Origin of the sequence: uncultured Brevundimonas sp. (assembly GCF_963974615.1) — a bacterium.
Classification (GTDB): Bacteria; Pseudomonadota; Alphaproteobacteria; order Caulobacterales; family Caulobacteraceae; genus Brevundimonas.
Window position 1 is genome coordinate 43,594 of sequence record NZ_CAXBDH010000004.1, and the last position, 19,411, is coordinate 63,004.

The window sequence follows — 19,411 nt, forward strand, 5'->3', positions numbered from 1 at the left end:
CGATGGTAGCCGCCGTCACCACAACCACCGCCGGCCAACGCACCGACGCCACCCGCACGGCCATGGCCACCAATTTCGAGACCTTTCTCAGCCTGCTGACCGCACAGCTGAAGAACCAGGACCCGCTAGCGCCAGTGGATTCCAACCAGTTCACCAGCCAGCTGACCCAGATGTCGGGCGTCGAACAGCAACTGCTGACCAACGACCTGCTGACCAGCCTGTTGGCCGCCCAGCAAGGCGGAGGTCTGTCCGGTGCCGCCAACTATATCGGCAAGGACGCCACAGCGGCCTGGGCAGCCAACAAATTGGTCGCCGGCCAGGCGACCTGGAGCTACGAACTGGGAGCCGACGCGGCCAAATCGACCCTTCAGGTCCTCAACGGTTCGGGCCAGGTCGTCTGGAGCGGCGACACACCCGATCGAACCGCCGGCATCCACGACTTCACCTGGAACGGTCAGACGACCGGTGGCGGCCAGCTTGCCGATGGTGGCGTCTATACGCTGAAGATCACCGCCAAGGGCGGCAATGACACGGCCATCGACAGCCAGGTGCTGGTCCGCGGCCGGATCAGCGGCGTGGAGCTGTACGACGGCGAACCCTATCTGACCGTCGGCAACTCCATCCTGCCCCTCTCGACCGTGATCGCCCTTCAGGAGCGCGCTGCCGCACCCCCGATCGGAGGTACCGCATGAGTCATTCAGTCTCCGGCCTCACCCCCATTCTCTCATCAACGATTGAATCAGTTCCCTTCAGGAGTTCAAAGCCATGAGTATCAACAGCGCCCTTCTCGCCGGCGTTTCCGGTCTGACGGCCAACTCCTCTGCCCTGGCCGCCATCGCCCAGAACATCGCGAACGTGAACACAGTCGGCTACAAGCGCACGTCCGGGGAGTTCTCGACGGTGGTCAACAGCCAGAGCCAGGGCTCCGGCTATTCCGCCGGTGGCGTGCTGGCCAGCGCCCGCCACTTCACCAGCCAGAACGGCCAGCTCCAGCGCACCACCTCCTCCACCGACCTGGGCATTTCAGGGTCCGGCTTCTTCGTCGTGACTGAAAAATCCGAAAACCTGACCCCGGCCGACACCCGCCTGTTCACCCGCGCCGGTGGTTTCCGGGTCGACAGTCTCGGTTACCTGAAGAACACTGCAGGTCTGTTTCTGCAGGGCTGGCCGATCGACAGCAACGGCAGCATCAATACCGACCCCTCGGATCTGACCCGACTCAAGACCATCAATGTCGGTTCAGTGGGCGGTACGGCCGAAGCCACGACCCGGGTCCAGCTGAACGCCAATCTGCGTTCCAGCCAGCCGATTTCGGTCGAGGCGAGCGACGCCGCCCTCGCGATTCCGGGACCCGCCGCCTACGACCCCGCCACCAATTCCATGGCCATGTGGAATCCTGATACCGGGACCGGGGTGAAGCCGGACTTCGAGCTCACCATCCCTGTGTCGGATTCCAAGGGCGGTCAGCGGACCCTCGCTCTGTCCTTCCTGAAGAGTACCGTTCCCAACCAGTGGTACGCGGAAATTCGTGCCATTCCAGCGACGGATATCGTCGCCGGGGCCGGGCTCTCCAACGGTCAGCTCAAATTCGGCAAGGTCGCCTTTACCCAGGACGGTCGCCTCGACGTGGCCGCCATGATCGCAATGCCCGCCGGTGAAGCCCTGTTCGCCGACCCGACCGTCGCCTCGCTCGACTTCGGCGCGTCCGACGCCGCGGCTCCCGCTGCGGGGGCCTTCAACTGGGCTCCCGGTCTCGGCATCGACAACCAGAGTGTCGCCTTCGACTTCACCAACGGGGCCGGCGGCCTGACCCAGTACGACAGCGCCTCGGTCGTCCAGGCGACCCTGACCAACGGCACCGCCTTCGGTAACCTGTCCGAGGTCAAGATTGACGAGAAAGGCTACGTTACCGCCATCTTCGATAATGGTGTGACCCGTCAGATTGCGCTCGTCGCCCTGGCCACCTTCCCCAGCCCCGACAGCCTGTCCGAGGTCAGCGGTAACGCCTTCCGCGTCACCCAGGGCTCCGGCACCTTCAATCTGAAGGGGGCCGGCAGCGGCGGCGCGGGCCTGATCGGGGCTTCGCAGCTTGAAGCCTCTACCGTTGATTTGTCAGCCGAATTTACCGGCCTGATCACCACCCAGAGAGCCTATTCCGCATCATCCAAGATCATCACCACGGCGGACGAAATGCTCGCCGAACTGATCAGCATCAAACGCTGATCGACAAGTAACTAATCGTTAGTCTCAATGGATCGTCGCCCTGATCACGGTCGCAGGAAGCGCCTTGAAGGAACGGATTTTATTCTTTCCTTCACCACGCCCCTTAAACGGCCTTTAGCTGAGCCCGGCTACATTCACGTCTCGATGGTGATGTGAATGAGGCTTAAGCCCATGCTGCAAGAGCGACGCCTTAATAATAAGGGCGAACAGTACGTGGTTGGACCAACGGGTACACCCCTGACCCTCGGGGACCTTCCGCCGGACGGTACGGACCGGTGGGTAATCCGCCGCAAGGCCGAGGTCGTCGCCGCAGTTCGCGGCGGCCTGCTCAGCCTTGATGACGCCCTGACGAAATACCGCCTGACAGCCGAGGAGTTCCTCGCCTGGCAGAAGGCGATCGACAAATGGGGCATGCAGGGTCTGCGCACCACGCGCATCCAGCACTACCGGGGCTAAACCCCTCCAGTTTTCTTCCCCCGAACGACGACGGCCGCTCCCGGAAACGGGGGCGGCCGTTGCCGTTCGGGCACCCATTGCCGTCCCGGCCTCGAATTCGTCGCGCTTTCGCACTACATGGCCGGAATGACGTTGCTGGAACCCGCCTGCCCGGTGCCGACCTTTGCCCCCGCCGACATGGACGGGGCGATCGCGGCCGCACGCGCGGCGGTCGGCCTGCCGGTCGGTGCCCGCGTCGTCGCGGCCATGTCGGGCGGCGTCGACTCCACCGTGGTCGCGGCCTTGCTGCACAAGGCCGGCTATGACGTCGTCGGTGTCACCCTGCAGCTCTACGATCACGGCGCGGCCCTGAAGAAGAAGGGGGCCTGCTGCGCCGGTCAGGACATCCACGACGCCCGTCTCGCTGCCGAATCCATGGGCATCCCCCACTATGTGCTGGATTACGAAAGCCGTTTCCGCGACGCCGTGATCGACCAGTTCGCAGACTCCTATCTGGCCGGCCAGACGCCGGTGCCCTGCATCCGCTGCAACCAGACGGTCAAATTCCGCGACCTGCTCGATGTGGCCCGAGACCTCGGGGCCGAAGCCATGGCCACCGGCCATTATGTCCGCCGTGCCATCGGCCCGGACGGTCGGGCCCAGATGCGCAAGGCGATCGACCATTCGCGCGACCAGTCCTATTTTCTGTTCGCCACCACACCGGCGCAGCTCGACTATCTGCGCTTCCCCCTGGCCGATCTTGAAAAGCCCCAGGTGCGCGGCGTTGCCGCCGAGCTGGGGCTGAAGATCGCCGCCAAGCCGGACAGCCAGGACATCTGTTTCGTGCCCTCGGGCGACTACCGCACCCTGATCGACCGCCTGCGTCCCCAGGGGCGCGAGGCCGGAGAGATCGTGCATATGGACGGCCGGGTACTGGGCACCCACGCCGGCATCACCGACTATACGATCGGCCAGCGCCGCGGCCTCAACGTCGCCGTGGGTGAACCCCTGTTCGTGACGAAGCTGGATCCTGAGAACCGCCGCGTCATCGTCGGCCCGCGCGAGGCCCTGCTGACCGCGGCCCTGACACTGGACGAAACGAACTGGCTCGGCGACCAGCCGACGATCGAGGCGGCCGCCGAGGCCGGGGCCCCGGTGCTGGCCCGCGTGCGCTCGACCCGGCCGCCGTCACTGGCCAGACTGGCGTTGGTCGACGGCGTCATTTCGGTCATGTTTGCTGAGGGCGAGGAAGGCGTGGCTCCCGGCCAGGCCTGCGCCCTCTATGATCCGGCCGATCCCGACCGCCTGCTGGGTGGCGGCTTCATCCAGACCACCACCGCCGTTGTCTGAGACACCCGGCCAGTGTCTATCGCGCCCTGACGGACCCCGCATCCGCCTCAGCCGGCGTCGAGGTTCGGATTGATCAGGTATTTCTCGCCCGTGGCCCGCTTGTTGTAGCGGGCGATGATCTCGGGGTTCAGGGTCTGGGCCAGCGAAATTTCCTGTACATAGTGGCTGGCGAAGGTGGTCTTCAGCTCGGCGGCGACGCGCTGGCGCAGGGCCTGGGCCCGCTCGCCGCCGATCCGGGCCAGACAGGGCGGCAGCAGCCAGCCGCCGATCCCCCAGGCCATGCCGAAGGCCCGGTTCAGCTCGGTCGGGCCCGAGTCCAGCATACCGTAGATATAGACCTGTTTGTGCACGGCCGAGCCGTAACGGCTGTAGGTCGTGGCCGTCTGATTGGCCGCTGCCTCCATCGCCGTCAGGATCTGCCCGGCCAGTCTGCCGCCGCCGATGGCGTCGAAGGCCAGGGTCGCCCCGGTCTCGGCCAAGGCGGCGATCAGATCGGCCATGAAGGTCGGGCTGGTCGAGTTGCAGATGTAGCGGGCACCGATACCACGCAGGATCTCCGCCTGGGCCTCGCTGCGTACGATATTGACCAGGGCGACGTTGTCGGCCTGACAGACCTTGTTCAGCATCTGGCCCAGGTTCGAAGCCGCTGCCGTGTGCACCAGCGCCGTATGCCCCTCCAGCCGCATGGTCTCGACCATACAAAGGCTGGTCAGCGGGTTAACGAAGCAGGACGCCCCCTCCGCCGCTGTCGTATCAGCCGGCAGCGGCAGGCATGTGTCGGCCCGCACCGTGCGGTACTGGCCGAACATCGCCCCGCCGAACAGGGCTACGGTCCGGCCCATCAAGTCCTGGGCCGTCGCCGAGCTGCCGGCGGCGACCACCGTGCCCGCCCCCTCATTGCCGACCGACATCGATTCCCCGAGCCGCCCGCCCATGGCCCGCATGCCCGGGGCCGGTATCTGGGCCGTGGTCACCGGATTGTCGGCCGGACCCGACATCGTCGCCGAGCTCATGTCGGCCGCCCCGACCAGCAGCGCCAGGTCCGACGGATTGATCGGGGCCGCCTCGATGCGGACGACCACTTCGTCCGGCCCGGGCGCAGCCACCTCGACCCGAGCCAGGGACAGTTCCAGCTCGCCGCTATCGCGCACGAGGCTGCGCAGCTGCAGTCCATCGGTCGGGAGGGATACGGACATGAGAACTCCTTGGTCGGATCGACCCGCGGGGGATCAGGATGAAGGGACCGGTCGGAACCGGTCAGGTCGTGATCAGGCCGCGTCTTCGCGGGGCATGACGTCGCCCACTGTGGCGCAGTTCTCGGCGCGAACCAGTTCGATCTCACGTGGCTTGACGATCTCGCCACAGCAGCCGCAGGCAATCTTGGGCACCAGCGTCTGGCCACAAGCCTTGTGAACCATGTCGATGCCGGAATCGGTCTCGCCATAGACGTGTTTGTTGCCCCAGGCGTGCAGGGTCACCAGCACGGCGTAGAGGTCCTTGCCTTTGGCGGTCAGCAGATACTCATTGCGCGGCGGACGCTCGGAATAGAGCTTCGGCTCCAGCACCCCGTGCTGCACCAGGGTCTTTAACCGCGCGGCCAGAACGTTTCGGGCCACGCCCAGCCGATCCTGCCACTGTTCGAAGCGGCGCACGCCCTGGAAGGCATCGCGAATGACCAGCAGCGTCCACGGATCACCGATGACCTCCAGTGTCGCGGCGATGGAACAGCTTTGTCGGGAATAGTCTGCGGTACGGCCCATGAGAGAGAAAGTGACCCCGCGTCAGCCTTTTGGCAAGAGGGTTGCCAATCTAAACTCACTAAGTCAGTATCTTTTGGCTACGGACGTGCCTTCGCTGTTCCGACATCGACGGCGTTTCCTGTATCCCTCGACTTCGGGCGGAAGCCTGTCGGTCCTGCACCGGCCTTCCGCCCGCCTTTCGCCTCTCATCTGCCGCGGACCCCATGACCGATCAGACCCTGTCCCAAGCCCTGACCCTGACGCCCGACGGGAACGACGGTCTGATCGCGACGCTGAGCGGCGGCTTTTCCAATGCCCCCCTGTCGATGCCGCCGGAAAAAGGCGCACCGTTCGGCGGCCTGATGGCGGCCCTAGCCGGTGTCGCGGCCCGCCAGGGACTGGGCATCGAGACCCCGTTGCGTAGCCTGACCGTCCAGTATCTGGCTGCGGCCCGCTTCGAGGCGGCTACCTTCGTCCCGACCCTGCTGCGCGGCGGGCGCAACATCGCCTACGCCAGCGTCGCCGCGGGTCAGCCTGACCGCCCGGCCCTTCAGGCCCTGGCCACTTTCGGCCGTGACGTCCCCGGGCCGACGCTGTCCCCCCTGAAGGCCGACGCCGTGCCGGTCGACCGGATCGAGCCGACTCCGCTCAACCCCATGTTCGGCCCCTGGTTCACTCGCCATATCGAGCACCGCTTTGAGAATGGTCCACGCCTGTTCGGCCTCAACCCGCCCGAAGACCCGGTCCTGCGTGTCTGGATGCGTACCACCGACGCCGCCCCGCTGGACGAGGCCCGGCTACTGTTTCTGCTGGACGGTGTCTATCCGACCTACTGGACCGCCCTGCCCGCCCCGCCAGCCATCTCGGCCAGCGTTGACCTGCGGGCCGACCTGTTCGGCGACCTGACCCCCGAAACCTCACCGGAGGGTTGGGCCTTTTTCGAATTCCGGACCATGGATCTGGATGGCGGCTGGGCGGTCGAGGACGGCATCGCCTTCGCCCCGGACGGGCGTCCCCTGGCCCTGGTGCGTCAGCGCCGGAAACTCATGCCGACACGCTGATCGTCAGGCGATCGAAAAGACCACGGACACCCGCGTTCCCGGCGACAGCGGCTCGACCAACAGATCTCCATCGAGTTTGGTGACCATGGCATGAACGACCTTCATACCCAGACCCGAACCCTTGGCCTTGGTCGCCGGATCGAAACCGGCTCCGTCGTCCTCGACCTCCAGCCGCAGGATCTGACCCTCCCGACGAAGACGGACCCGGATGTCACCCGGCTGATCGGACGGATAGGCGTATTTGGCTGCGTTGCTGACCAGTTCGACCAGAACCACCCCCACCGAGATCGCCCGATCCGTATCTGTCCGGACCTCGACCGCCTCCACGTCGAGGCGGCGGCCGCCGGCCTCAAAGGCATCGGCCAGGCCCTCGGTCAGGGTCTCGATATAGGCTTTCAGCTCGACGCCTTCGACCGAGTCATCGGTGTACAGTCGCTGATGCACGCGAGACACCGCCAGGATTCGCGCGCGGGTCTCGACCAGTGCGGACCTGGCCTTCGGATCCGTCACGGCCTGGGCCTGCAGATAGACGAAGGAGGCGACCAGTTGCAGGCTGTTGGCCGCACGGTGGTTCACCTCGTTCAGCAGCAGGTCTGAACGCGCCCGGGCTCGCTGGGCGGCCTCCAGCAAGCGGTCCTGCCAGTGCCACGCCAGACTCAGCAGGGCAGTGAGGAAAAGCCCCACACCCAGGATTCCGATCGGAACACCGCTCTGACCCAGCCCCCTGGGTGTGGACATCTCCAGCCACCAGGTCTGACCTCCGAAATTGACTTCCCGCATGGTCGAAAAACGGAAGCCCGAAGGCGACACCGGCCGGGTGGGCCACAGCACTGTTCCATCGACACCGCCCTCCCGGACGGTGACGTCGAGGGTGTCCAGTGCAGCTTCTCCGGCAAGCGCGCGCTCAAAAAAATCCCGCGCCCGGAACGGAGCATAAATCCAGCCCTGGAACACGCCATCGGCGCGGGACAGCGGCAGATAGACCAGAAATCCGGGCTGCCTGTCCGCATCCAGCTCCTGAACCAGAGTCACGACCGAGGTGGTGGCGGGAGTATCGAGCGTACGCGCGCGCCGCATGGCCTCACGACGGGTCGGCTCCGAATACATGTCAAAGCCCAACGCCGCCTGATTGCGCCGGTCCAGAGGCTGTAGAAAGACGATGACACTCTCGCCGCCGTCAGGGTTCGGCCATGGCCGGATCCTGACAGGCAGGTAGCGACGGACCAGCGCCCGGGCACCGGGACTGTCGAGCCAGACGGCATAACCGATACCCTGCACGCCGGGGTATCGCTCGATCAGGTCCAGCGATCCGACGAAATTCTGGAATTCAGCGGGTGTGACATCGTCACTGGCGGCAAATAGCCCCACGGTGGCGCGAAGCAGGGCGACATAAGTGTCGAGCCGCCCCTCCACGGCAGCCAGCACGCCATCCGCCTGTCGTTCGAAACGTTCATTCTGCCGGTCTGAACCAGCGTGTTCCGCCCATCCCGCCACAACCAGGGTCAGGACCAGACCGAACAACGCCGGCCACCATGCCGGCGTCAGTCGGATTTTCGGCATGCTTGACGCCACTTGCGATGCCCTCCCTGCCACCTACCTCTACAGCAACACCCGGGAACCGCACCAGAAACCCACGCTGAAATCCATGCGCTTGCCGCAAAGGCCGTCAGGCGCTACGCCGCTGCCGCCCGCATAGTCCAGGAGTCTCCATGACCATCGCCACCGACCCCGTCGTCATCTGTTCCTTCGCCCGCACCCCGATGGGCGGCTTCCAGGGAGCCCTGGGAAGCGTCAAGGCCACCGACCTCGGCGCGGCCGCGGTCAAGGCGGCGGTTGAACGGGCCGGGATCGATCCGGCGAAGATCGAGCAGATCTTCATGGGTTGCGTCCTGCCCGCCGGTCTCGGCCAGGCCCCGGCACGTCAGGCGGCCATCGGGGCCGGGCTCGGCCTCCATGTCGAGGCCACCACCGTCAACAAGATGTGCGGCTCGGGCATGCAGGCGACGATGATGGCCCATGACGCCCTGCTGGCCGGCACGGCCGACGTCATCATCGCCGGCGGCATGGAATCGATGAGCGGCGCGCCCTACGTCATGGCCAAGCACCGCGGCGGGGCCCGCATCGGCCACGACGTCATCTCCGACAGCATGTTCCTCGACGGTCTTGAGGACGCCTATGAGCCCGGCAAGCTGATGGGGGCCTTCGCCGAGGACGCCGCCCGCCAGTACCAGTTCACCCGCGAGGCCCAGGACGCCTATGCCGTCGAAAGCCTGACCCGCGCCCGCGCTGCCATCGACAGCGGAGCCTTCGAGGCCGAGATCACTCCGGTCGAGGTCAAGTCCCGCAAGGGCAGCGAGACCGTCAGCGTCGACGAACAGCCCGGCAAGGCCGACCCGGCCAAGATCCCGACCCTGCGTCCCGCTTTTGCCAAGGACGGCACCATCACCGCCGCCAACGCCTCCTCCATCTCCGACGGGGCCGCAGCCTTGGTGATGATGCGCGAGTCCACGGCCAAAACCCTCGGCCTGCCGATCGTCGCCCGCATCGTTGCCCACGCCGCCCACGCCCATGAGCCGGGCCTGTTCACCACCGCCCCGGTCCCGGCGATGAAGAAGGCGCTGAAGAAGGCCGGCTGGGACGTCGCCGACGTCGATCTGTGGGAGGTCAATGAGGCCTTCGCCGTCGTCGCCATGATCGCCATGCAGGAACTGAACATCCCGCACGACAAGCTCAATGTGAACGGCGGCGCGACCGCCCTGGGTCACCCCATCGGGGCGTCGGGCGCGCGCATCCTCGCCACCCTGCTGTCGGCCCTACAGGCGCGCGGCGGCAAGAAGGGCATGGCCTCGCTGTGCATCGGCGGTGGTGAAGCCACAGCGATCGCGGTCGAACTGGTCTAGCTTTCGCCCTCGCCGACGAAATCCTGGGCGAACTCCGGACCATCCTCTTCGCCAGGGGTCAGCAGGTCATTGTCGTCCTCACCGCCCCGTCCCGGATCCGGCACCTCGAACCCGACCGGGATCGACAGGTCCAGCAGGCCCGCGGCCTTCATCTCCTGCACGCCGGGCAGGTCGTACAGGCTGGCCAGGCTGAAATGTTCGAGGAAACGGTCGGTGGTGCCGTAGGTCACCGGCCGTCCCGGCGTCCGTCGCCGACCGCGCAAACGGACGAACCCCATCTCCAGCAGCAGATCCAGCGTCCCGCGTGACAGCGACACCCCGCGCACGCTTTCGACCTCGGCTCGGGTGCAGGGCTGGTGATAGGCGATGATGGCCAGGGTCTCCAGCGCGGCCTTCGACAGGCGGCGCGGCTCCTCACGCTCCTCGGTCATCATGAAGCTCAGGTCCGGCGCGGTACGGAAGCGCCAGCGATCGGCCACACATTCCAGCTCAACCCCCCGTCCCTCATAGCGGGCCCGCAGGCTGGCGATGGCCCCGCCGACATCAGCCCCGTCGGGCAGGCGTCGTGCGATCTCCGCCGCCGACAGCGGTCCGGCCGCGGCGAACAGCAGGGCCTCGACCCGGCGTTCGATTTCGTTGTGATCAGGGGCGAAGCGCAGGTCGGTCACGGCGTCAGCTCCAGCGGGCGCGCCTCGCCCCGCCGCTTCAGGTACAGTTCGGCGAAGGCTTCGGCCTGTTTCACATCCATGGCCCCTTCCTTGACCAGCTCCAGACTGGCCGACAGGGTCGAGGCCAGCAGGCTCGACCGAGACGGGCCCGTCCCATCGTCGCTGTCGTGTGCCGGGGCCACCCGCTCCAGCGACGTCCATTCCGACAGTCGCGGCAGGATGTCCCTCAGCCAGTCGCGCGCCACCTCCAGGGCAAAGGCCTCGACCCTCTGGCCGGGCGCATAGCGGCGGCTTTCCTCACGCCGACGTTGCGTCACATAGGCCCCCATAAGTTCGTACAGACTGGCGTCGATCCGGTCCGACGGAATGATCACCGTGGCTTCCGGATCGCCGCGCGTGAACACATCGCGTTTCAGCAGCGGCCGTCCGGTCAGGGCCTCGACCGAGCGGCGCATGGCCTCCAGCTTCTGCAGCCGGAAGGCCAGGGCCGCAGCCATCTGCTCGGCCGGCGGGTCCTCGTCCCGGTCCTTGGCCATGCGCGGCAGCAACAGGCGCGATTTCAGATAGGCCAGCCACGCCGCCATCACCAGATAGTCGGCCGCCAGCGAGAAATTGCGCCGCCGCGCCTCATGCACAAAGGCCAGATACTGTTCGGCCAGGGTGGTGATCGACAGGGTCAGCAGATCGACCTTCTGGGTCCGTGCCAGCGCCAGCAGCACATGCAGCGGCCCCTCATAGCCGTCCAGATCGACGACGAAGGCCTCGCGCTCGTCAACCTGTTCGACCGCGGTAAAGTCCAGATTTGGCTGAAAGGCGTCGGTCATCGAACGATCACCTTCCCCCACAAGGGGGGAAGGAATTGGAGAGAGTCATCCCAGCGCCTCCCCCACGTCGGGACCCTGTGCCGCCTCCAGCCGCCCCTCCAGTCCGGCCATGAACCGGGCCCGCGCCACCACCTCGTCCAGCGCTTCAGGGATGGCCACAATCCGCGCCAGCGCCGCCCCGGCCCGTTTCGCCGCCTTACCCTTCAGCTTGCCGGTCCCCGCAGCCACCTGCTTCATTTCGTCAAGGTCGCCGTTGCAGTGAAGCACGATGTCGCAACCTGCCTTCAGCGCCGCCCCGGCCCGTTCGGTCAGAGTCCCTGACAGGGCCTTCATCGACAGATCGTCGGTCATGATCAGGCCGGAAAAGCCCAACGCCTCCCGCATCAGCCGGATAACCTTCTTCGAGGTCGTCGCCGGATGTTTCGGGTCGATGGCGTCGAACACCACATGGGCGGTCATGGCCATCGGCATGTCGGACAGGACCCTGAACGGCACGAAGTCCCAAGCCTCCAGCGTCGCCAGGTCGGCATGGACCACCGGCAGGGCGTGATGGCTGTCGGCGAAGGCCCGGCCATGGCCCGGCATGTGTTTGATCACCGGCAGCACGCCCCCGGCCAGCAACCCCTCGGCCGCTGCCCGGCCCAGCCGCGCCACCGTGTCCGGATCGCGGGCGTAGGCGCGGTCGCCGATGATGTCGTGAGCCCCGGGCACCGGCACGTCGAGGACCGGCACGCAGTCAACGTTGATTCCCAGTGATTGCAGATCGTGCGCCATCAGCCGTGCGCCCTGGCGTACCAGATCGCGGGCCGCATCCACGTCGGTTTCGGCCTGCAGATAGGCGGCCCCCGGCGGATATTTGGGCCAGTGCGGTGGTCCCAGCCGCTGCACCCGGCCGCCCTCCTGATCGATCAGCACCGGCGCGTCCGGCGTGTCGATACTGGCGCGCAATTCCTCGATCAGGGTTCGTACCTGATCGGGACTGTCGATATTACGACGGAACAGGATGAAGCCCCACGGCCGCACCTCGGCGAAGAAGGCACGCTCCGCCGCGGTCAGACGATGACCCGAACAGCCGTAGATCGCGGCCGAACTCATGCCCTACCGGACCAGACAGTCACCGCCACCGGCCTTGATCGCGGCGCAGAAGGCGCGGGCGTCATCGCGGCTCAGCCCGGCGAAGGTAGTGCGATAGAGGGTCGAACCATTGGAGGCGGTGACCTCCTGCACCCGCTTGGTCGCCCCCGCGGCGAATTGCGGGAAGCGGGCGGCGACGGCGGAATATTCGCGATCGGCGATGCCCGGGGTCGAGAAGGCCCCGATCTGCACGATCGAACTGCCGCCGGTCGCGGCCGGACGGGGTTTCGTCTCGACCACCGGAGCCGGAGTGGCCGGGGCCACGGCGGTCGGGCGCGGCTGTACCGCTTCCGGCGGGGGAATGAAGGTCGGGTCAGCGGTCGGATCGACGGGCGCGCCATAGACGCTGACGCCGGCTTCCGGATCGATCGGTTGGGCATCCTGCGGGGCCTCGACCTTCAGGTCGCCGATCGGCGTGCCCACGGCGGGCGGGGCGTCGGTCGAGGAGCGCAAGCCCGAACGGTAGAACACCACCACGGCAATGATCAGCACCAACAGCACGACGGCGCTGACGATCAAGGTCACCGGCGGGGCCTTGCCGCCGCCACCACCTCCACCGCCGCCACTGCGACGCGCGTCAAAGCTGGACCGGCGGAACGGCAGATCGTCATCGGTCGGCGGCGTATAGGCACCGCGGTCACCGCCGTTGCCGGAACGATAGGGATCTTCGTGGGACATGGTCGCGCTCTCTGGCTCGGCCCGGCGCGAATCGACGCGTCGGTGGTGCAGTCTACCCTTCCCCGGCGCTCTTTCGAATCACAGATCAAGTCCGAGGTCGAGGCTGAACAGCTTCCTGTGCTCCTCAATCGCATAGCGGTCAGTCATTCCGGCGATATAGTCACACACCGCCCGCGCCCGGCGGTGCCTGTCTTCCACAGCGGCCTTTTCGGACCATTCCGGCGGCAGCACCCCCGGCTCGGCCATGAACAGCTGGAACATCTCGCCCAGCAGCCGCCGCGCCTGGCTGCGGGTGCGATTGACCCGGTAGTGGCGGTACATCCGCTCGAACAGGAATTTCCGCAGCACCCCCAGATCGGCCAGCATGCCGTCGGAAAAGGCCACAAGTGTCCGTCGCGCCATCCGCACGCTCTCGCGTGAATGGATGCCGTCGGCCTCTATGCGCCGCCCGGTCTCGGCCAGCACGTCCTCGATCATGGCCCCGATCATGCGCCGTACCGCCTCGATGCGGATCATCCGCTCGTCCTGATCCGGCCAGTCGCGCCGGGTTTCCAGCAGGATTGGCCCGATCAGCGGCACCCCGGCCAGATCGTCCAGACTGAACAGCCCGGCCTGCACCCCGTCGTCGACGTCGTGGTTGTTGTAGGCAATGTCGTCGGCGATCGCCGCCGCCTGGGCCTCCAGCGAGGCGAAACTATCCAGTCGCAGGTCCCAGTCCGGCGCATAGTCGGCGATGGCGCGCCACGCCGGTTCGTCCAGCCGGTGGCTGACCGGACCGTTGTGCTTGATCACCCCCTCGACCGTCTCCCAGCTCAGATTCAGGCCGTCGAAGGCCGGATAGCGCTCCTCCAGCTTGGTCACCACGCGGAAGGTCTGGACATTGTGATCGAAGCCGCCCCACGGCTCCATCTGCGCCTGCAGCTCGTCTTCGCCGGCATGGCCGAACGGCGGATGGCCCAGATCGTGGGCCAGGGCCACGGTCTCGGCCAGGTCGGTGTCCAGCCGCAGCGCATGGGCGATTGACCGGGCGATCTGCGCCACTTCCAGGCTGTGGGTCAGGCGGGTGCGATAGTGGTCGCCCTCGTGGGCCACGAACACCTGGGTCTTTTCCTTCAGTCGCCGGAAGGCGGTGCAGTGAATGATGCGGTCGCGGTCGCGGGCGAAGGCCGTGCGTGTGCGGCTGATGTTTTCCGGAAACAATCGTCCCCGCGAGGCCACCGAGGTCTCGGCGAAGGAGGCGTGATCGGTCAGCTGGCTCAAGGGCGGCGACTTTGTGAAGACCGCGGGCCTTTGCGAATGCCCGCTTCAGCCTCATATAGACCCCTGTGAGCACCGTCCAATCCCCGCCGTCGTCGTCCCCGAAGCTGGAAATCGCCACCCGTGCGCCCCAGGGTATCGTGCTGACTGCCGGCGCGGCCGTCCGGCTGGCCGAGCTGGCCCGGGCGGAGGGCCGACCGCGGATGCTGCGCGTCGCCGTCGACGGCGGCGGTTGTTCGGGCTTCCAGTACCGCTTTGAACTGGTCGACACCGCCGAGGCCGACGACCTGCGCATTGAGCTGGACGGCCAGACCGCCCTGGTCGACCCGGTCTCGATCCCCTTCCTCAAGGGCTCCGAGATCGCCTTCGTCGACGAACTGGCCGGGGCCCAGTTCGTGGTCCGCAACCCCAATGCCGCCTCCAGCTGCGGCTGCGGCGTCAGCTTCTCGATCTAGCTTCACTCCCATGACGGTACCCTCCCTCGGTTGGTTTCCGTTTTCACTTGCAATTAGGATTTTTCCTAATTAGCGTCTCTCCTATGAACACGCTGTTCAAGGCCCTGTCGCATCCGGTCCGGCGACGCATCATCGAGATGCTGCGCAAGGGTCCCCTGGCGTCCGGCGACATCGCCTCGGCCTTTGACATGAGCTGGCCGTCGATCACCGGCCACCTCAATGCGTTGAAGGCGGCTGGTCTGGTCTCGCCCGAGCGCGACGGAGCCACGATCCGCTACCGACTCGAGATCTCAGTGGTCGAGGAAGCTGTCGCCTTTCTTCTGGATATGACCGGGACCGCACCCAGCGCCCCCGATGATACGGAGCCGACCTGATGACCGCCGCCAACCGCGCCCCCGCCATCGATCTGGCCACCTGGGGCATCAGTATCCTGATCATCGGCACCGGACTCGGCGTGCTCATCGCCGGCCCGACCGAACTGATGCCCGTGCACTGGAACATCAGAGGTGACGCCGACGACTGGGCCGGACGCGAACTGGTCGGCTTGATGATCGCGGGCCTCGGCCTGCTCAACCTGCTGCTCGCCGGCGGCCTCGGCCTGTTCGCCGCCCGCGCCGACGATCCGGCGCGCCACCGCGCCCTGCGCTTCGGCCAGCTGGTCGTCCTGCTCGCCATGACCGGCGTCACCCTGTTTGCCGGTGGCTCCAGCCTCAGCGGTGCGGTCACCATCCGCACCGCCATTCCGATGGCCGGACTCAGCCTGATCTTCCTGCTGTTCGGAGCCTTCCTCGGTCGCGTCGGTCCCAATCCGGTCGTCGGGGTGCGCACGCCCTGGACCTACAAGAGCCGCCTGGCCTGGGACCGCTCCAATCGTCTGGCCGGTCGACTGTTGTTCCTGATCGGCCTTATCGGACTGGTCACCGCCCCCTGGGCCATCCAGCCCTTCGCCCTGATCGCTGTGATCACCGCCGTAATCGTTGCCGCCGTCTGGTCCGTGATCGAAAGCTGGCGCGTATGGCGCACCGATCCCGACCGCCAACCCTTCTGATCGCCCCCTTCAAACCGGAGACCTCGCCATGTTGAGCCTCACCCTCGCCGCCACCCTGCTGACGACCGGTCCGGTCGAGACCGCGGTCATCCTTCCGACCCAACCCGCCCCGCTGCACGGCACCCTGCTAACCCCGGAAGGCGTCACCCACGCCGTCGCGGTGATTCTGCCCGGTTCAGGTCCGACCGACCGGGACGGCAACAGCCCGCTCGGCGTCGCGGCCCAGCCCTACCGGCTGCTGGCGCAAGGTCTCGCCGAGCGGGGTATCGCCACGGTGCGCATCGACAAGCGTGGTATTGGAGAAAGCGCCGCCGCCGCCCCGGCCGAGGCAGACCTGCGTATCACCGCCTATGTCGAGGACGCCCGCGCCTGGGCCAGCGAAGCCGCCGCCCGCACCGGACAACCGTGCGCCTGGCTGATCGGCCACAGCGAAGGAGCCCTGATCGCCCTCGCCGCCGCCGACGGTCATGAAGACAGCATCTGCGGCCTCGTCCTGCTGTCGGGGGCCGGACGCCCGGCCGGGGTCATCCTGCGCGAACAGCTGGGCCCGCAACTGCCCGAACCGATGAAGACCGAAGCGTTCGCCGCCCTGTCCGAACTGGAGGCCGGGCGCACCGTGGCTGACACGCCGCCCGCACTCGCGGCCCTGTTCCGCCCGTCGGTCCAGCCCTATCTGATCTCGTGGCTGGCGCTGGACCCGACAGCCCTGATCGCCGTCTGGGACGGACCGGTCATGATCGGTCAGGGCACTACAGACCTGCAGGTCGGCGTCACCGATGCCGAGGCCATGGCCTCGGCCCGGCCCGATGCCCGGCTGGTACTGTGGGAGGGGGTCAATCACGTGCTCAAGACCGCCCCGGCCGGGCGCGCCGCCAATCTCGCCACCTATGCCGATTCGGTCCTGCCGCTGGCACCCGGAGTGGTCGAGGACGTGGCCGAATTCATTCGGGAAAACTGACGATCTCGCTCCTGCCGCATGCGGCAGGCATGCGGGCTACGGGGACCCTGCCCCCTCCGCGACGATGTCAGTAGTGATTGCGCAGCGAACGTCGCGGCAGTTTCGGGGCCGCAGCCTCGGCAATGGCCAGGCCGACCCGCTCGACGATCTCGTCAGCCTCGAACGGTTTCAGCACATAGCCGCTGCCCCCCAGGAACATCACTTCCTGCAAGGTGGCGGGACTGTTGTCGGCGGTCATCATCAAGATCGGCGTGGAAACACCCAACTGACGCAGCTTGGCCAGCGTCTGCAGGCCACTGATCCCGGGCATGCGAATGTCCAGCAGGATCACCGACGGCATCGCGGCCCGGATCATTTCGATCGCATCCGCGCCGCAGTTCGCGACGCTGACGTCATACCCCGCTTGCGACAGGATCACATTGACCGCTTCGCACATGAAAGGATCGTCGTCGACGACCAATACCCGATCCGTCATGGTTCTGCTCTCTCTCCACAAGCTGCGAGGGAAAGGTACAGGAAAACTCTGTATTTTGGTTAACGGCGGTGCGCGTGACCCGCCCTGCCCCGACCTTTTGGGCTACAGCGCCTCTTGGCCTTCAAGGCTGTCCCGACAGTCCAGCTCTGCCCTAGTCTCCGCCGCCAGACGAAAAAACCGTTCGCGCACCTCGGCGGCGAACGGATTGTCTCGCTGAATGGCGCTGAACACCGTCGGCGGGTCGTCCCGGACCATGTCGATCGCCTCCAGCAGTCGCTCGAAACTGGCAGTCGTCATCCGGTGCGGAAGGGGTTCCATGGCCACCAGGACCCGGGCGATCAGATGGGTCAATCCTTGGACGATAGCCGCCTCTCGATCATGCTCCTCGGGAGAGGCAAAATACACGTTCAAGTCCAGATGGTGCCGGCAATAGGCGGCGACACGGCGCGCCGCCTTCAGACTCCGGATGGGGCAGACGGCAATCCTGAGGCCTGCGATCCCTTCACGCCCGCTCTGTGGTCCGAACAGCGGATGGGTCCCCACGGCTTCTACATGGGCCGGCAGAAATTCGTCCATCAGTCGGGCAGGCAACATCTTGACCGAGCCGACATCGACGACCAGGGCTCCCGGTCGCAGATGTGGGGCGATCGCGACGAGCACATCGGCCATGGCCCCCACCGGCACCGCCAGGATGACTACCGGACAGGCGGCGGCTGTCGCCAGGTCGCTCAGGACAGTCCGACCTGCGGGAATGTCCGTGACGCCGGGATCGTGGGCCAGGATCTCGCTACCCTCCGGCAGCCGGTCTGCGACCAGACGCCCGAAGGCCCCGAGGCCGAAAAGGCCGATCCGACCCCTCACCGCCCTAGCGTTTCCTGGAACCGGACCGGACGGCCTTTAGCTGTGCCGATCAGCTCACCGTCACGCATCACGGTCCGGCCGCGAACGATGGTGGCCATCGGCCAGCCCGTGGCCTCAAAGCCGTCGAACGGGGTCCAGCCCGACCGGGTCGCCATGTCCGCGTGGCGGATCGTCCGCTTCGCCTTCAGGTCGACCAGCGTCAGGTCAGCGTCATAGCCCTCGGCCATCCGCCCCTTGCCGGCGATGCCAAACACCCGGTTGGCCCCGTGCGAGGTCAGGTCGATGAACCGGTCCAGCGTCAGCCGCCCGTTAGCCACATGGGTCAGCATCACCGGCACCAGGGTCTGGACCCCAGGCATGCCCGAGGGTGAGGCCGGATAGGGCCGGGCCTTCTCCTCCAGCGTATGCGGCGCATGGTCCGAGCCCAGCACGTCAGCCACCCCCTGCTCAATACCGCGCCACAGACCCGCGACGTGCTTGGCCTCGCGGATCGGCGGGTTCATCTGCGCCAGTCCCTTCAGCCGCTCATAGGCCTCGGGCGCGGTCAGGGTCAGGTGCTGCGGCGTCACCTCGACCGTGGCCACGTCCTTGTTGTCAGCCAGAAAGGCGATCTCCTCAGCTGTGGTCACATGCAGCACATGGATGCGCGCACCGGTCTCGCGCGCCAGGGCCACCAGCCGGCGGGTGCTCATGATGGCGCTCTCGGCATCGCGCACCTCGGGATGGCTGGTCCAGTCCCCGGTCCGGGCCAGCGGCCGCCGCTCGACCAGCCGGTATTCGTCCTCGGAATGGAAGGTCGCCCGCCGTCCAACATGGCGCAGCACCTCGCGCACGCCGTCATCGTCGGCCACCAGCAGGGTTCCGGTCGAGGCCCCCATGAACACCTTGATCCCGCAGCACCCCGGCAGCCGCTCCAGCTCGCCCAGGAACCGGGCGTTGTCATGGGTCCCGCCGATGTAGAAGGCGTGGTCGGTCCACATCCGGTCACGCGCCCGCACCAGCTTGTCGGCCAGGGCTTCCGGGTTGGTGGTGCTGGGCTCTGTATTGGGCATCTCGAATACGGCCGTGACACCACCCAGCGCCGCCGCCCGCGAACCGCTCTCGAGGTCTTCCTTCCACTCCAGCCCCGGCTCGCGGAAATGGACCTGGGTGTCGATCACCCCGGGCAGGACGGTCAAGCCGGTCGCGTCGACCACCTCCCCGGCCGAGGCCTGTCCCAGATCACCGACCACCACGATCCGCCCGTCGCGGATGCCGACGTCGGCGCGGCCGTGGCCGGCATGGTTGGCGACATCGCCGCCGCGAACGATCAGGTCATAGGTCTGGGTCATGACTTCCCCTTACT

The 19,411-nt window shown here is 66.7% G+C and carries 21 protein-coding genes; 10 read left to right on the forward strand and 11 right to left on the reverse strand.

The features are described from left to right. Positions 1–2 precede the first annotated feature (2 nt). From AAC050_RS03480 to mnmA, 4 genes are all read left to right on the forward strand, one after another. Positions 3–692: a flagellar hook capping FlgD N-terminal domain-containing protein gene (locus AAC050_RS03480; RefSeq protein WP_339913665.1), complete on the forward strand. Its 690-nt coding sequence runs from the start codon at positions 3–5 to the stop codon at positions 690–692. 73 nt (positions 693–765) lie between these two features. Continuing rightward, positions 766–2,223 carry a flagellar hook protein FlgE gene (flgE, locus tag AAC050_RS03485; RefSeq protein WP_339913666.1) on the forward strand — a complete coding sequence of 486 codons (1,458 nt, stop codon included), beginning with the start codon at positions 766–768 and terminating at the stop codon, positions 2,221–2,223. Between the two features lie 171 nt (positions 2,224–2,394). Beyond that, complete coding sequence (locus AAC050_RS03490) at positions 2,395–2,679, forward strand: DUF1153 domain-containing protein (protein WP_339913800.1); 285 nt, start codon at positions 2,395–2,397, stop codon at positions 2,677–2,679. A 126-nt stretch (positions 2,680–2,805) separates the two neighbouring features. Continuing rightward, a complete protein-coding gene (gene mnmA, locus AAC050_RS03495) occupies positions 2,806–4,008 on the forward strand; it encodes a tRNA 2-thiouridine(34) synthase MnmA (protein ID WP_339913667.1) in 1,203 nt (400 codons plus the stop codon). 47 nt (positions 4,009–4,055) lie between these two features. Here mnmA and AAC050_RS03500 read toward each other — a convergent pair whose 3' ends face one another. Both AAC050_RS03500 and AAC050_RS03505 read right to left on the reverse strand, forming a co-directional pair. Further along, entirely contained in the window at positions 4,056–5,204 is a 1,149-nt protein-coding gene (locus AAC050_RS03500) for a zinc-binding dehydrogenase (protein WP_339913668.1), read from the reverse strand. A 72-nt stretch (positions 5,205–5,276) separates the two neighbouring features. After that, a complete protein-coding gene (locus AAC050_RS03505; RefSeq protein WP_339913669.1) occupies positions 5,277–5,768 on the reverse strand; it encodes a helix-turn-helix domain-containing protein in 492 nt (163 codons plus the stop codon). 203 nt (positions 5,769–5,971) lie between these two features. Between AAC050_RS03505 and AAC050_RS03510 the strand changes: the two genes are divergently transcribed. Continuing rightward, positions 5,972–6,808: a thioesterase family protein gene (locus AAC050_RS03510; RefSeq protein ID WP_339913670.1), complete on the forward strand. Its 837-nt coding sequence runs from the start codon at positions 5,972–5,974 to the stop codon at positions 6,806–6,808. A gap of 3 nt (positions 6,809–6,811) precedes the next feature. On the opposite strand, the gene AAC050_RS03515 is transcribed toward AAC050_RS03510, so the two are convergent. After that, positions 6,812–8,368, reverse strand: a complete 1,557-nt coding sequence (locus AAC050_RS03515; RefSeq protein ID WP_339913671.1) for a CHASE domain-containing protein — start codon at positions 8,366–8,368, stop codon at positions 6,812–6,814. Positions 8,369–8,517: 149 nt separating this feature from the next. On the opposite strand from AAC050_RS03515, the gene AAC050_RS03520 reads away from it, so the two are divergent. Continuing rightward, positions 8,518–9,708 (forward strand): acetyl-CoA C-acyltransferase, encoded by a 1,191-nt coding sequence (locus AAC050_RS03520; RefSeq protein ID WP_339913672.1) that lies wholly within the window; start codon positions 8,518–8,520, stop codon positions 9,706–9,708. On the opposite strand, the gene scpB is transcribed toward AAC050_RS03520, so the two are convergent. The 5 genes from scpB to AAC050_RS03545 all read right to left on the reverse strand — a co-directional run bounded on the left by scpB (position 9,705) and on the right by AAC050_RS03545 (position 14,272). Then, complete coding sequence (gene scpB / locus AAC050_RS03525; RefSeq protein WP_339913673.1) at positions 9,705–10,376, reverse strand: SMC-Scp complex subunit ScpB; 672 nt, start codon at positions 10,374–10,376, stop codon at positions 9,705–9,707. The genes AAC050_RS03520 and scpB overlap by 4 nt on opposite strands. Beyond that, entirely contained in the window at positions 10,373–11,200 is an 828-nt protein-coding gene (locus AAC050_RS03530; protein ID WP_339913674.1) for a ScpA family protein, read from the reverse strand. The genes scpB and AAC050_RS03530 overlap by 4 nt, the downstream gene beginning before the upstream one ends. Positions 11,201–11,245: 45 nt before the next feature. Next, positions 11,246–12,295, reverse strand: coding sequence for a beta-N-acetylhexosaminidase (gene nagZ, locus AAC050_RS03535; protein ID WP_339913675.1), 1,050 nt, complete (start codon positions 12,293–12,295; stop codon positions 11,246–11,248). Between the two features lie 3 nt (positions 12,296–12,298). Beyond that, positions 12,299–13,012, reverse strand: a complete 714-nt coding sequence (locus AAC050_RS03540) for an SPOR domain-containing protein (protein ID WP_339913676.1) — start codon at positions 13,010–13,012, stop codon at positions 12,299–12,301. A 78-nt stretch (positions 13,013–13,090) separates the two neighbouring features. Continuing rightward, the gene (locus tag AAC050_RS03545; RefSeq protein WP_339913677.1) at positions 13,091–14,272 is read right to left on the reverse strand and encodes a deoxyguanosinetriphosphate triphosphohydrolase; all 1,182 of its coding nucleotides are present in this window, start codon (positions 14,270–14,272) and stop codon (positions 13,091–13,093) included. 110 nt (positions 14,273–14,382) lie between these two features. Here AAC050_RS03545 and erpA point away from each other — a divergent pair, with 110 nt between their 5' ends. The 4 genes from erpA to AAC050_RS03565 all read left to right on the forward strand — a co-directional run bounded on the left by erpA (position 14,383) and on the right by AAC050_RS03565 (position 16,730). Beyond that, the gene (gene erpA, locus AAC050_RS03550; RefSeq protein ID WP_339913801.1) at positions 14,383–14,724 is read left to right on the forward strand and encodes an iron-sulfur cluster insertion protein ErpA; all 342 of its coding nucleotides are present in this window, start codon (positions 14,383–14,385) and stop codon (positions 14,722–14,724) included. 83 nt (positions 14,725–14,807) lie between these two features. After that, complete coding sequence (locus AAC050_RS03555) at positions 14,808–15,098, forward strand: metalloregulator ArsR/SmtB family transcription factor (RefSeq protein WP_339913678.1); 291 nt, start codon at positions 14,808–14,810, stop codon at positions 15,096–15,098. After that, positions 15,098–15,772 (forward strand): SdpI family protein, encoded by a 675-nt coding sequence (locus tag AAC050_RS03560; RefSeq protein WP_339913679.1) that lies wholly within the window; start codon positions 15,098–15,100, stop codon positions 15,770–15,772. The genes AAC050_RS03555 and AAC050_RS03560 overlap by 1 nt, the downstream gene beginning before the upstream one ends. Before the next feature lie 28 nt (positions 15,773–15,800). Next, positions 15,801–16,730, forward strand: coding sequence for an alpha/beta fold hydrolase (locus tag AAC050_RS03565; RefSeq protein ID WP_339913680.1), 930 nt, complete (start codon positions 15,801–15,803; stop codon positions 16,728–16,730). A gap of 67 nt (positions 16,731–16,797) precedes the next feature. Here the strand turns inward: AAC050_RS03565 and AAC050_RS03570 are convergent, their stop codons facing one another. The 3 genes from AAC050_RS03570 to AAC050_RS03580 form a co-directional block, all read right to left on the reverse strand. Further along, positions 16,798–17,205, reverse strand: a complete 408-nt coding sequence (locus AAC050_RS03570; protein WP_339913681.1) for a response regulator — start codon at positions 17,203–17,205, stop codon at positions 16,798–16,800. 102 nt (positions 17,206–17,307) lie between these two features. Then, on the reverse strand, positions 17,308–18,066 hold the full coding sequence (locus AAC050_RS03575; RefSeq protein WP_339913682.1) for a prephenate dehydrogenase: 759 nt from the start codon (positions 18,064–18,066) through the stop codon (positions 17,308–17,310). Then, positions 18,063–19,397 carry a dihydroorotase gene (locus AAC050_RS03580; RefSeq protein WP_339913683.1) on the reverse strand — a complete coding sequence of 445 codons (1,335 nt, stop codon included), beginning with the start codon at positions 19,395–19,397 and terminating at the stop codon, positions 18,063–18,065. The genes AAC050_RS03575 and AAC050_RS03580 overlap by 4 nt, the downstream gene beginning before the upstream one ends. Positions 19,398–19,411 lie beyond the last annotated feature (14 nt).